Genomic DNA, 12,391 nt, shown 5'->3' with positions numbered 1-12,391 from the left:
TGAAAGGGTTTCACGCTGACCTATTGTGCCAGCAAACCCGAAGGATCTTTACGGAATACAACAAAGGAACGCAGCCTGCCGGCTGCGTTCCTCTCATTTTCGATCATCCCTGACCTTTCGCTGCAGAATCTTACAGCTCGTTTCCAGTCATGGACTTCAGAGCCTTGGCATCCTTGGCCGCCTGCATACGAACGTTGCGCGGGTTCGGGATCAGGCCTACGTCTACCAGGTAGCCGTTGTCACCCCAGGCGCCTTCGCTGGTGAATTCGTTGACGTATTCCTGGATGCCAGGAACCACACCCACGTGGGCTTTCTTCACGTAGAAGAACATGGAACGGGCAACCGGGTAGCTGTCGTCACCGATGGTTTCCTGAGTCGGCTCAACGCCACCGATGGTGCTGGCCTGGATCTGACCACGGTTTTCGTCCAGGAAGCTGTAGCCGAAGATACCGAAGGTGCCGGTGTCGCGGGCCAGACGCTGAACGATCAGGTTGTCGTTTTCGCCAGCTTCAATGAAGGCACCGTCTTCACGGATGTTGTGGCAGATGGCGCGCATATCGCCCTTGCTCTTGGACTTGATCCAATCGTAAGTCTTGCAGCCACCTTCCATAGCGATTTCGACGAAGGCGTCACGGGTACCGGAAGTCGGAGGCGGACCCATTACGCTGATGGCCATATCCGGCAGGCTGGAATCGATATCGCTCCACTTCTTATAGGGGTTCGGTACCAGATTCTCGCCACCCTGCGGGTTGGGAACGTCTTTCGCCAGGGCCAGGAACAGCTGGCGCAGGGAGATATCCATCTTCTCAGCCTGTGAAGAGTTAGCAAGCACAATGCCGTCTGAACCGATACGAACTTCGGTAATGTCCTTCACACCGTTGTTCTGGCAGTCCTGGAACTCACTGGTCTTCATGCGACGGGAAGCATTGGTGATGTCCGGGTGCTGGGTGCCAACACCGGCGCAGAACAGCTTCAGACCACCGCCGGAACCGGTAGATTCCAGTTTCGGGGTCGGGAAGTCGGTGTTACGACCAAAACGCTCGGCAACCACAGTGGCGAACGGGTAAACCGTGGAAGAACCCACGATGTTTACGGTATCACGGGCCATGGCCGGGGTAGATACCGCCGCAATGCTGCCAGCCAGGGCAACAGAGGCAAGAGCTGCTTTCAGTTTCATCACGTTAAGTCTCCAATATCGGTGGACGTTGTGTATGGATCTGCTTTACCGATGAGTGCATCCTAAGGAGTGTCTGTGACAACTTTGTTACAGCATTTGAAATATAGACGTCATTGTTCAAATTTTCTTGCAGCACGCCGCCAGCCCGTTACCATGCAGGGAAAACAACTCATAAGTATCTACAGGCGACTCCCATGACTGCATACGATGACGACAAACCCAAACCCCGCGGGGAACTCACCCTGCAGGTGGTACCCCTGCCCTCAGACACCAACCCCAACGGCGATGTGTTCGCCGGCTGGCTGGTCAAGCAGATGGACATCGCCGCCGCCACCATGGCCGGGCGTATTTCACAGGGCCGCAATGCCACCGTGGCCATGGATCGGATGGAATTTCTCTCACCCTTGCGGGTGGGCTCCCAGGTGGGCTGTTACTGCGAGCTGGTGGATATCGGCCGCAGTTCCATGAAAATCAATGTAGAGGTGTGGACCCTCGACCGCACCTCGAAGAACCCGCGCAAGGTGACTGAAGGCCTGTTCGTGTACGTAGCCATAGATGAGCATGGCCGCATCCGGGAAGTACCGGACCAGAGCCACTGATGTTCCGCTGATGGCTCAGGGCCGGTATGCATCCCGGCCTGGCTCCCTATCGGGACGACTACCATCCGTGCAGCAGCCGGGCATAGTTCAATCGCTCCCAGGTGCCGGCATCCGGCACATTATCCAGTGACAAGGCGCCACGGGCCTCCTGCAGGGATTGATAGCCTATGCTGGCGAGGCGCGTGGTGAGTTCACCCCCCAGCCGTTCGAAGGCGGCAGGGCCGTGTTGCAGAACCGTCGAAACCAGCTGTACCACCGTGGCACCAGAGAGGATCGCTTTGGCGGCATCGTCGCCCGTGTGAACGCCCCCAGACGCTGCCATGTCCATGCCGGTGCGGTTATACAGCCTGGCCATGGCGTGCAGGCGCAAAGGCAGCTCGGCACTGGTAGACAACACCACCTCCCGGCTCAATGCCAGCTGCTCCAGATCAATATCCGGCTGATAGAACCGGTTGAACAGCACCAGGCCCCTGGCCCCTGCCGCTTCAGCGCCGGCCTGCTCAAGTTCCGTGGCATGCTGGGTCCAGCCACCGGGGGAAACGCCGTTGAGGGAGGCAATCACCGGCACGCCCAGCTCCACTTTCAGCTGCTGCAATCGTTGCAGGTAACTGCCGGAGCCCATCTCGAAGATCTCGGATTCCGGAAAAAACGAGCGAGCCTCAGCATCCATGTTGATACGGGAATCGATAAACCGGTGCGCGGCCATCTGCTCGGCCACCAGCTGCTCCTCAAACAGCGAATGCATCACCACTGCACCGGCGCCGGCCTGCACGCAGGCCTTGCTCTATTCGGCGAGGATCAAACCGGTACAACGGCCAGGCCCAGCTGTCCACCGCCCGCTTCTGCTGAGCCGGGGAGTGCACCAGGTCGTAGCCGTGGGCAATGCAGGGGCTGTGGGCGATGATCAACGCCGGGCCATCAAAGCTTTCGGCCTCCTGCAGGGCCTTGGTGGCCTGGTTACTGTGAGACTGCATGGCAATCTGGGCCACGTACACATGGCCATAACTCATGGCCAGCAGCCCCAGGTCTTTCTTGCGGGTTTCCTTGCCCGCCGCCGCAAACTTGGCCACCGCCCCCATGGGCGTGGCCTTGGATTGCTGGCCACCGGTGTTGGAATAGACTTCGGTATCCAGTACCAGCAGTTTGATGTTCTGGCCCGAAGCCAGGGCATGGTCCAGCCCACCGTAGCCAATGTCGTAGGCCCAGCCGTCGCCACCAATCACCCAGACGCTCTTGGGGCATAGCTCATCCGCCAGGTTATCCAACTCCTGTGCCTCAGAGCCTTGTTGACCTTCGAGCCAGTCACGCAACTGGCTTACGGCTTCGCGCCGGGACGCCATGGCGCTCTCGTCGAGAGTGACACAGGGGCTGGTCAGGGCCTGGTAGAGTTCAACAGGGAGCTGCGCTTTCATATCTTCCAGCAACTGCCTGGCCCGGCCAGCCAGTTTGCCCAGGCCCATACGCATACCCAGGCCCAGCTCTGCGGCGTCCTCGAACAGCGAATTGTTCCAGGTGGGTCCCCGGCCATCGGCATTGACTGTGTAAGGGGTGGTGGGCAGGTTGCCGCCATAGATGGAGGAGCAGCCGGTGGCATTAGCAATCATCAGCCGGTCGCCCAGCAACTGGGTGAGCAACCGGATATAAGGGGTCTCGCCGCAGCCCGAACAGGCTCCGGAATACTCGAACAGGGGAATCAGCAGCGGTAAGGATTTGAAGTCCCGGGGAACTCGGTCTCGGGGTATATCCGGCAGGCTGCGCAGGAAGGCCAGGTTCGTAGCCTCACCCTCCACATGTTCCTCAATGGGGCGCATGTTGATGGCCTTGCGCTTGGGCTGGGTACGATCCTTCGCCGGGCAGACTTCCACGCACAAGCCGCAGCCGGTGCAGTCTTCCGGCGCCACCTGAACCCGGTAGTCCAGCCCTTCCAGCTCCGGCGTGTGGGTTTCCGGCACCGCAAGGAAGCTATCGGGAGCATCTTTAGCACTGTCCGGCTCGAATACCTTGCTGATAATGGCGGTATGCGGGCAAATCATGGTGCAGAAATTACACTGCACGCACAGGTCCGATTCCCAGATCGGAATCTCCTGGGCAATGGCGCGCTTCTCGTACTGGCTGGTGCCAGTGGGCCAGGTGCCATCCACCGGGAAGGCGCTGACCGGCAGTTTATCGCCCTGGCCATCCATCAGCAGCCGAGTAACTTTCTGCACGAAGTCCGGGGCATGCTCCGGCACTCTCGGGGGCCGGGTCCGGGTGGCGGTTACTGAACCGGGCACCGGCACTTCATGCAGGTTATCCAGGGCGGAATCCACCGCCTCCACATTGCGCCGCACCACCTCCGGCCCGCGCCGGCCCCAGGTATGGCGAATGGATTCCTTGATATGGGCAATGGCCTCGTCACGGGGCAGGATATCGGCCAGGGCAAAGAAGCACACCTGCATCACCGTGTTGATTCGCCGGTCCAGCCCGGCCTGTTCGGCTACGCTGGCGGCGTCGATCACGAACAATCTGGCTTTGCGCTCCACCAGTACCCGCTGGGCTTCCACCGACAATTGGTCCCAGGCCTGCTCCGCTGGCCAGGGCACATTCAAGAGCACCGTCGCCCCGGGCGCAGCGTGTTCGAGCACGTCAAACTTCTCCAGAAACTGCGGCGCGTGCACCGCCACAAACTGGGCCTGACTAATCTGGTAACTGGAACGAATGGGATGCGGCCCGAAGCGCAGATGGGAGACGGTGGTGGCACCGGATTTCTTGGAATCGTAAACAAAGTGCCCCTGGGCGAACAGATCGGTGCCCTCGCCCAGAATCTTGATGCTGGCCTTGTTGCTGCTGACCGTGCCATCGGCACCAAGGCCAAAAAACAGCGCCCGCCGGGTTTCCGGCGATTCGATATCCAGCTCGCTGTCCACCTCCAGCGACAAATGGGTAACGTCATCCCGCACTCCCACGGTAAAGCGGGTTTTTGGTGCCGGCTCCTGCAGTTGCTCAAACACCGCGCAGACCATGGCCGGGGTGAACTCCCGGGAGGACAAGCCATAACGCCCGCCGATCACCCGGGGCAGATTGGGCCGATCGCCCCGGCTGAACGCTTCCATTAGCGCGCCACTGACTTCCAGCAGCAAGGGTTCACCCTGGGCGCCGGGTTCCTTGGTGCGGTCCAGCACGGCCAGATGTTGCACGGTATCCGGCAGCGCCTTCAGGAAGCGCTCGGTGGCGAACGGCCGGAACAGGCGCACTTTGAGCACACCCACTTTTTCGCCTTTGGCCATCAGCCATTCCACGGTTTCATGGGCACATTCCGCCCCGGAACCCATCAGGATCAGCACCCGCTCGGCTTCCGGATGCCCAACGTAATCGAACAGCTTGTACCGCCGGCCGGTAATGTCGGCAAAGCGGGACATCACCGCTTCGAGATGATCCGGGAAGGCTTGATAAAACCGGTTGGCCGCTTCCCGGGACTGGAAAAAGGCGTCGGGATTCTGTGAGGTGCCTCGCAGCACCGGGTGGTCGGGCGTCATCCGGCGGTTACGATGTGCCTCGATGCCCTGATAAGGCACCAATGCTTTCAGTTCATCGTCGCTGAGCGGAACAATCTTGGCGATTTCATGGGAGGTACGAAAGCCGTCGAAAAAGTGCATCACCGGCACCCGGCTTTCCAGCGTAACTGCGTGACCAATCGCGGCCATGTCCTGGGCTTCCTGCACTGAACCCGAGGCCAGCAGGGCGAAGCCGGTACCCCGGGCACTCATGACATCGGAATGGTCACAGAAGATCGACAAGGCGTGAGTGGCCAGGCTGCGGGCGGCCACGTGCATGCAAAACGGCGTCAGCTCGCCAGCAATTTTATACAGGTTGGGCAACATCAGCAGCAGGCCCTGGGAGGCAGTGAACGTAGTCACCAGTGAGCCCGCCTGTAAGGCGCCGTGCATGGCGCCGGCCGCGCCGGCTTCGGACTGCATTTCCACCACACCCGGTACCTGGCCCCAAACGTTTGTTTTGCCCAGGGCCGCCCAGTCGTCGGCATGCTCCCCCATGACAGAGGCCGGAGTAATCGGATAGATGGCGATGGTTTCACTCAACCGATAGGCCACTGAGGCAACGGCTTCGTTGCCGTCGAGGGTGCGGAACTCCATGGATACCATCCTTGTTGAAACGGCGGGATAATATCCAGTCTAGGCAGGGCCTGTGAGGCCCGCAAGTTGGCGCCAGACCAACCTAACGGCCAGCAATCAGGTCATCCAGCAGGGCCTGGTAACGCCCCGCCAACCGAGACGCCCGCCAGGCATCAGGGGAAGTAGAAGCGGGTTTATCCACCATGATCTGTTCCAGGCAGTTAACCCCAGCCCTGGCTTCCTCTTCCGGGCTCGATTCATCACTCCGGTAACGGCAATGCTCGGGCACATACTCCCGGTACGCCAGCCGGTCCGGCACCAGGGCCACACAGCCCGACGCCATGGCTTCCAGCACCGCCAGGCCCTGGAAGTCGTGCAAAGCTGTGGACAAAACAACGTCTGCCTCGCGCAGCAACCGGTCGTACTCATCGCGACTGTCCATATAACCCCAGTGCTCGATGTAACCAGCAAATTGATGGTGGATCCGGTCAAATGCCTCCGGGTAACGGCGGAAGCCCTCACCCACCACACTCAAACGAAAGGGCATGGACCGGCCCGCCAGCGTCTGCAAAAACGTCAGCAAGCGATCCGGCCCCTTATCGTATTCCCAGCGATGGTTCCAGAGCAGGTGTGGGCACCGCCAGTTCAAGGCGCGCCCCTGGTCGACAAACAGGCGGTCTTCAATCGGCACCGGCAGCACCCGGGATTTCTCTGTTAATGCCTGCACCACCCCCGGCGGCACAGCATCGGGCATTTTGTCCAGTAAGGCGTCAACGCCCCGCAAGAAACTGTCCCGGTTCCAGGCGCTGTTGAACGCCACCGCGTCTGCCGCCAGCGCACTGTATAGATTCACCATCTGCGGCTCCAGCCGACCCTGCTGCTGTTCGCTCACCGGGAAGGCAAACTGGTTTTCATGCATGTAGAGCAGGCAGGGAGTGGTTGCCAGCTGGGGATGCAGGCCCCGCAGGGTGGCCAGATCCACCATGGACGTGGCGACTATCAGGTCCCAGGGTTGTGACAGGCATGGCTCGGCCAGCCAGCTTACCGGGTTACCGCGAATGCGCCACTGGAAGAACCGGGGAGGAAGCGTCAGGGTCTGCCAGTGATAGTCGGGGCACATCGCCACCAGCTGGTTCCGCCAGCGCTGGTGGCTGGCGGCGTCGTAGGCGGATAACAGAAGAATTCGCGGGGTCATGGCGGTCCGTAACAGATGGGGCGGCTGGAATCGGGCTATTGTATCAGGCTGGCGCCTTGCCTCGGCCCAGCGACAGCAATCCGAACACCGGGCCCGGCAGCAACAGTAACGCCACCCACACACTCCAGGGACTCCAGAGCCCGCTGGTGATCCAGATAGCCGGCAGCGTCAGACCAAACCCGACGGCATTCATCACCGCCAGTGAGGAACCAACCGTTTCTTTCGGTGCGGTAGCCGCCGCCAGAGCCGAGAACTGGGGCGAATCCGCCACCACGGCAATGCCCCAGATCATCAGTAACGCGATCAGCAGTATTGGCGACAGGCCGTTCAACCAGGGGTACAGGAGGCACAGCGCCCCGGAGGCCACCAGCGCCCGCCGCGCCACCCACTCACTGCCCCGGGTTCGACTGAGCCGGCCACCGCCGATACAGCCGGCCGCGCCGATACCGATGACCGCGAACGATAGCCAGGGCACCAGAGCCTCACCCTGCCCCAGGCGGTTTAACTCCCGGGCAATCAGTAACGGCACCAGAGTCCAGAACGCATAGAGCTCCCACATGTGGCCAAAGTAACCGCCGGCAACCGCCCGGAACCGGGGAATTCGCAGGGCTGCCAGGCCCTGAGTGATGGGTAGCCCACCCTTGGCTTTGGGCAGGTGCGGGCCATCGCCGAGCAGGAACACCAGCAAACCGCCGGCCAGCGCCAGAACCGACGCCGCCAGCAACGGCCATTCCCACGGTAGGCCCAGCGTAGCACCCCGCATCAGATGAGGCAGTGCAGTCCCCAGCGTGAGCATGCCCACCAGCCACGCCAAAGCGGCGCCTGCGTGCTTGGGCGTCCAGGCAATGACCAGCTTCATGCCCAGGGGGTAGATACCAGCCAGGCACAGACCAGTGGCGAATCGCAACAGGCTGTCCACCGGAAACACCCCCGCAACCAGTACAAAACCGGCATTGGCCAGGGCGCCCAGCACACTGGAAACCAGAAAAATACGACTGGCGCCAAAACGGTCGGCCAGCCCGGTCACCGCCAGAGCCAGCGTACCGACAATAAAACCGGCCTGAACCGACAGGGTAAGCCGCCCCAGGTCCGATTCCGCCAGCCCCAGCTCACCAGCCAGGGATAACCAGACCCCATTGATACTGAACCAGAGGGACGTGCCAAACAGTTGTGCCAATACAATCACTGGCAGGGGATAACGTTGCAGTAGTCCGATCATCTTGTTGTCTTTATTGCGGGTGAAGCCCAAGCCTAGCCCCAAAGCCGCTCGAGTACCCATGCTACTTTGGTGCCCGGTCAGGATTCTATCAAACGATCCAGCCGCAGCCGCTCCCGCTCATCGAACAGCCGGCGACCACCCCAGCCCACCGCCATGACGGCTCCAAAACCGGTGCCGGCGGTAATGATCAGCATCACCAGAATCTGGTATTTCACCGCCACCGCCGGTGGGCTGCCCGCCAGAATCTGACCGGTCATCATGCCCGGCAGGCTGACAATCCCGGCCGCAGCCATGGCGTTGATGGACGGCATCATGCCACTGCGCATGGCGTCCCGGCGGATATCCTCCAACGCCTGCTGCCAGGTCTGGCCCAACATTAGCCGGTTCTCGATCACTGCCCGCTGGCGCCACACCGAGTCATTCAGGCGATCCAGGGCCAGGCTGACACCGGTCATGGTGTTGCCCAGCATCATTCCCAGCAACGGAATGGCGTACTGGGGCGCATACCAGGGGTCGGGGCCTATCACCACCGTCAGCGCAAGCACCGTCACCGTAAAAGAGGACACAAACATGGCCCCGGTACCGATGCCAAACGCCCACCAGCCACGCAGGCGCCGGCCCTGGCGCGCCACCACCTCCCGGCCAGCCACCAACAGCATGATCAGCGCCAGCAGGGCAATCCAGTAGAACGCCGAAGAGGCAAAGAGCGCTTCCAGTACCAGCCCGATCAGGGCCAGCTGGATAACCGTGCGGACAGTGGCAATCAACAGACTGCGGGACACACCCAGCCGGGCCATATGACTGGTTAATGCCAACGCCAGGATGAGCAGCGCCGCCAGCACCAGCTTCCACCAGGCCAGATCAATCACTTCCATGTTCGGGCTCCAGTGCCGTTCCGCGAATCCGATAGTGGGCATCCGCCACGCGGCGAATCTGGGCCGGGTCGTGGGCTACCCATAAAGTTGCAATCTGCTGGCGGTGAATCTCGTCCAGCAGCCAGTTTTCAATGTTGAGGGTGCTGTCGCCATCAAGATTCGCCGTCGGCTCATCCAGCAACAGCGCCTGTGGCTTAAGGGCCAATGCCCGCCACAATGCCAGCCGCTGCCGTTCACCGGATGACAGCCGGCTGACCGACCAGGCCATCACGTCCGCAGGGAACCCCAAAGCGGCAGGCAGCCGTTCGCCGCCCCCTTCGGGAAAGTGGGCACTCACCTCGTCAAACCACCACTGACTGTCCGCCGGCACCATCACCACCTGGCGTCGCCACTGATGGGCCGGCACCGCGCCCTGGCTGGTGCCATTCAGGGAAATCTCTCCACCGTGGGGTTCCAGGTCTGCCGCTGCCCGCAATAACCGACTTTTACCACTGCCGGATGGCCCGGACACACAGACTACCCGGCCAGCGGGTACCGCCAGTGACACCCCGGTAAGGGCACCAACGCTGACCTGATCCAGCAACAGGCCCGTCAAAACCGGCTCACCAGGGCAGTTCCTCACCGTTGCTGTGCCAGAACGAACCGGAGTTCTCCAGGTTCAGGTTGGCAATGCGCTCGGCCAGCCCTTTGGCGGACTCTTCCGGAGTGATCAAACCACCAAAATTCACCATACGGGTCTTCACATAACCGGGATGCAACTGAGCCACCGCAATGCCCCGTGGTTTCAGGTCTACTGCCAGTGATTTGCCAAAAGCGTTGAGGGCCGCCTTGGAGGCGCGATAGCCGTAGCGGCCGCCGGAGTCGTTATCGGCAATGGAACCCATGCGGCTGGTGATGTTGGCGATCTTGCCACCTTCACGGATTAGCGGCACGAGAGCTTCGGTGACCCTCAGGGGTGCGTAGGCGTTGATTTCCATCTGGGTGCGAATAGAATCGAAATCGATGTTACCCAGTTGCTCATCCTGCAACAGCCCGGCGTTGTTGATCAGCAGGCTGATGGACTTACCCACAAGCGCCGACGTGAGTTTCTCAATACCGGCATCGGTGGTGACATCCACCCCGTCAATCACCTGCTTGGCCACTTCTGACAGTTCATCCGAGGACTGCCTGCACACCCCGATCACTTCACAGCCCTGCCCCGCATAATGCCGGGCCAGCTCCAGGCCAATGCCACGGTTGGCACCGGTAATAACAACCACTTGGGGTTCAGACATAACACCTCCCTTCTACACGGTTTGTTCAGCCCTATTGGCAGGGTCTGCCGAATCTGTAATGGTTACACCATTGCACACCATCTTGCCAGTAACCCACCGCAAAGTATCGGCGCCCATGAACATTCGAACCCTCACAGCTGTCACACTCACCCTGGCGCTGGCCTCATCACCGGCGACGGCAGACATCGGTTTGTCACCGTTTGCCGGTTACCGCATGGGTGGCTCGGTGGATATCGAGACGGCCGGCGCCAGCACCGATGACCAGATCCGCTTTCGCGATTCCGTCAGCCATGGGCTCGTGGTCAACTTCGACCTGCCGGAAGCCGGCAAACAGGGGGAGCTCTACTTTGGCCGGCAAAACACCTCGGCCAGGCTGGACAACGGGTTATTCGCACCGGGCACCCGGTCCATCGACCTGACCATCTACCAGCTGCAGTTTGGCGGGCTCTACTTTCCGGGCGGTAAAACCTATGGCGGGTTTGTCTCTGGCGTGCTGGGCGTTACCCGGCTGGAGCCGGACGATTCCAGTTACGACACACATCACCGAGCCGCCCTGTCACTCGGCGGCGGCTACCAGTTTTTCCTGAGTGAACAATTGCGCCTGCGACTGGACCTGCGGGGTGTCTACACCGCCCTGGATTCGGGCGGCTCGGTGTTCTGCTCCGGGGGATGTGAGCTCAAGTTCCGCAGCAGTGGATACCTGCAGGTAGAAGCCAGTGCTGGCCTGGTGGTGCGTTTTTAATACCCGCTCAGGCCACCACCTGCCGCCGTTCAGGTAGCATGATTGATAGCAAAGCCGCCATGGCCACCAGCCCCGCCGAAATCCACAAACAGGCTTCCAACCCATACACCTGATACACCCAACCGGACAGGATAGTACCCAACAACCGGCCGGCGGCATTGGACATGTAATAGAACCCTACATCCAGTGAGACGCCATCGCCCCGGGCGTAGCTGACGATCAGGTAGCTGTGCAGGGAGGAGTTGATGGCAAACAACACGCCGAACAGCAGCAGCCCCCCGACAATGATCACCTGTGGGGACCAGCCCACCATCAGGCCACTGGCAATGGCTGCCGGGATAAGCGCCAGGAACGCCGCCCAGAGTACCGCCGGTTTCTTGCCTTCCATATTGCCGGTAATCCTGGGGGCTATGGTCTGGATAAAGCCATAGCCGATAATCCAGCTCGCCATAAAGCCGCCGACTTTCCAGTGGTCCCAGCCAAATACGGTGTGCAGGTATACCGGTAACGCCACCACAAACCACACATCCCGGGCGCCGAACAGGAACATCCGGGCGGCAGACAGCACGTTAATCGCCCGGCTCTTGGACAGAATATCAGTGAACTTGGGCGTGGCCTTGCTCTTGCCCAGCTCCTGTTTAAGCAGGAACAGGCTGGCCAGCCATACCAACCCCAGAGCCACCGCCATGATCACCACGGCACCGGTAAAGCCGGCCGCTACCAGCAGCACGCCACCCAGGAAGAAACCTACCCCTTTAAGGGTGTTCTTGGAGCCGGTGAGAATGGCCACCCACTTGTACAAGGTGCCCTGTTGCTCATCCGGCACCAGCAACTTGATGCCACTCTTGGCGGACATTTTGTTCAGGTCTTTGGCGATGCCAGACAACGCCTGTGCCGCCATCACCCAGGGCACGGTCAGCATGGCCGCCGGCACCGCCAGCATGGCCAGCGCCACAATCTGCAGGAACAGCCCGATGTTCATGGTGCGGTTCAGGCCCATACGGGCCCCCAGATAACCGCCCACCAGGTTGGTTACCACCCCGAAGAACTCGTAGAAGATGAACAGCAGGGCAATTTCCAGGGGTGAGTAACCCAGCTGGTGGAAATGCAGTACCACCAGCATCCGCAGGGCTCCATCCGTGAGGGTGAAGGCCCAGTAGTTGCCGGTGATGACCAGATACTGGCGAATGGCGGCATTCAT

The 12,391-nt window shown here is 60.9% G+C and carries 11 protein-coding genes; 2 read left to right on the top strand and 9 right to left on the bottom strand.

The genetic code is table 11. From position 1 onward, the window contains the following. Positions 1–130: 130 nt before the first annotated feature. A complete protein-coding gene (locus ACZ5Q2_RS05885) occupies positions 131–1,180 on the bottom strand; it encodes a substrate-binding domain-containing protein (protein WP_061330873.1) in 1,050 nt (349 codons plus the stop codon). A gap of 191 nt (positions 1,181–1,371) precedes the next feature. Between ACZ5Q2_RS05885 and ACZ5Q2_RS05880 the strand changes: the two genes are divergently transcribed. Next, positions 1,372–1,776 (top strand): acyl-CoA thioesterase, encoded by a 405-nt coding sequence (locus ACZ5Q2_RS05880; RefSeq protein ID WP_061330874.1) that lies wholly within the window; start codon positions 1,372–1,374, stop codon positions 1,774–1,776. Positions 1,777–1,834: 58 nt separating this feature from the next. Here the strand turns inward: ACZ5Q2_RS05880 and ACZ5Q2_RS05875 are convergent, their stop codons facing one another. From ACZ5Q2_RS05875 to ACZ5Q2_RS05845, 7 genes are all read right to left on the bottom strand, one after another. Next, positions 1,835–2,521, bottom strand: coding sequence for a beta/alpha barrel domain-containing protein (locus tag ACZ5Q2_RS05875; protein ID WP_432210359.1), 687 nt, complete (start codon positions 2,519–2,521; stop codon positions 1,835–1,837). Beyond that, positions 2,505–5,906, bottom strand: coding sequence for a pyruvate:ferredoxin (flavodoxin) oxidoreductase (nifJ, locus tag ACZ5Q2_RS05870; RefSeq protein WP_432210360.1), 3,402 nt, complete (start codon positions 5,904–5,906; stop codon positions 2,505–2,507). Before nifJ ends, ACZ5Q2_RS05875 begins: the two co-directional genes overlap by 17 nt. 82 nt (positions 5,907–5,988) lie before the next feature. Then, positions 5,989–7,080, bottom strand: coding sequence for a tRNA-queuosine alpha-mannosyltransferase domain-containing protein (locus tag ACZ5Q2_RS05865; protein WP_432210361.1), 1,092 nt, complete (start codon positions 7,078–7,080; stop codon positions 5,989–5,991). 43 nt (positions 7,081–7,123) lie between these two features. Next, entirely contained in the window at positions 7,124–8,359 is a 1,236-nt protein-coding gene (locus ACZ5Q2_RS05860; RefSeq protein ID WP_432210362.1) for an MFS transporter, read from the bottom strand. 17 nt (positions 8,360–8,376) lie between these two features. Next, a complete protein-coding gene (locus tag ACZ5Q2_RS05855; RefSeq protein WP_432210363.1) occupies positions 8,377–9,174 on the bottom strand; it encodes an ABC transporter permease in 798 nt (265 codons plus the stop codon). Then, on the bottom strand, positions 9,161–9,769 hold the full coding sequence (locus ACZ5Q2_RS05850; RefSeq protein WP_432210364.1) for an ABC transporter ATP-binding protein: 609 nt from the start codon (positions 9,767–9,769) through the stop codon (positions 9,161–9,163). Before ACZ5Q2_RS05850 ends, ACZ5Q2_RS05855 begins: the two co-directional genes overlap by 14 nt. A 7-nt stretch (positions 9,770–9,776) precedes the next feature. Then, a complete protein-coding gene (locus ACZ5Q2_RS05845) occupies positions 9,777–10,448 on the bottom strand; it encodes an SDR family oxidoreductase (RefSeq protein WP_432210365.1) in 672 nt (223 codons plus the stop codon). Positions 10,449–10,563: 115 nt separating this feature from the next. Between ACZ5Q2_RS05845 and ACZ5Q2_RS05840 the strand changes: the two genes are divergently transcribed. Further along, positions 10,564–11,190, top strand: a complete 627-nt coding sequence (locus ACZ5Q2_RS05840; protein ID WP_432210366.1) for a porin family protein — start codon at positions 10,564–10,566, stop codon at positions 11,188–11,190. A gap of 7 nt (positions 11,191–11,197) precedes the next feature. Here the strand turns inward: ACZ5Q2_RS05840 and arsJ are convergent, their stop codons facing one another. After that, positions 11,198–12,391: an organoarsenical effux MFS transporter ArsJ gene (gene arsJ / locus ACZ5Q2_RS05835; protein ID WP_432210721.1), complete on the bottom strand. Its 1,194-nt coding sequence runs from the start codon at positions 12,389–12,391 to the stop codon at positions 11,198–11,200.

The sequence above is a fragment of the Marinobacter alkaliphilus genome, from assembly GCF_055394375.1.
Note: the sequence above shows the minus strand (reverse complement) of the source record. Positions and strands in the feature narration are given on the sequence as shown.

Excerpts from the sequence above, each read along its gene's own strand:
- ACZ5Q2_RS05880 (WP_061330874.1), top strand. The coding sequence starts at position 1,372 with ATGACTGCATACGATGACGACAAACCCAAACCCCGCGGGGAACTCACC.
- ACZ5Q2_RS05875 (WP_432210359.1), bottom strand. The coding sequence starts at position 2,521 with ATGCATTCGCTGTTTGAGGAGCAGCTGGTGGCCGAGCAGATGGCCGCG.
- nifJ (WP_432210360.1), bottom strand. The coding sequence starts at position 5,906 with ATGGAGTTCCGCACCCTCGACGGCAACGAAGCCGTTGCCTCAGTGGCC.
- ACZ5Q2_RS05865 (WP_432210361.1), bottom strand. The coding sequence starts at position 7,080 with ATGACCCCGCGAATTCTTCTGTTATCCGCCTACGACGCCGCCAGCCAC.
- ACZ5Q2_RS05860 (WP_432210362.1), bottom strand. The coding sequence starts at position 8,359 with ATGGGTACTCGAGCGGCTTTGGGGCTAGGCTTGGGCTTCACCCGCAAT.
- ACZ5Q2_RS05855 (WP_432210363.1), bottom strand. The coding sequence starts at position 9,174 with ATGGAAGTGATTGATCTGGCCTGGTGGAAGCTGGTGCTGGCGGCGCTG.
- ACZ5Q2_RS05845 (WP_432210365.1), bottom strand. The coding sequence starts at position 10,448 with ATGTCTGAACCCCAAGTGGTTGTTATTACCGGTGCCAACCGTGGCATT.
- ACZ5Q2_RS05840 (WP_432210366.1), top strand. The coding sequence starts at position 10,564 with ATGAACATTCGAACCCTCACAGCTGTCACACTCACCCTGGCGCTGGCC.
- arsJ (WP_432210721.1), bottom strand. The coding sequence starts at position 12,391 with ATGAATGCCGCCATTCGCCAGTATCTGGTCATCACCGGCAACTACTGG.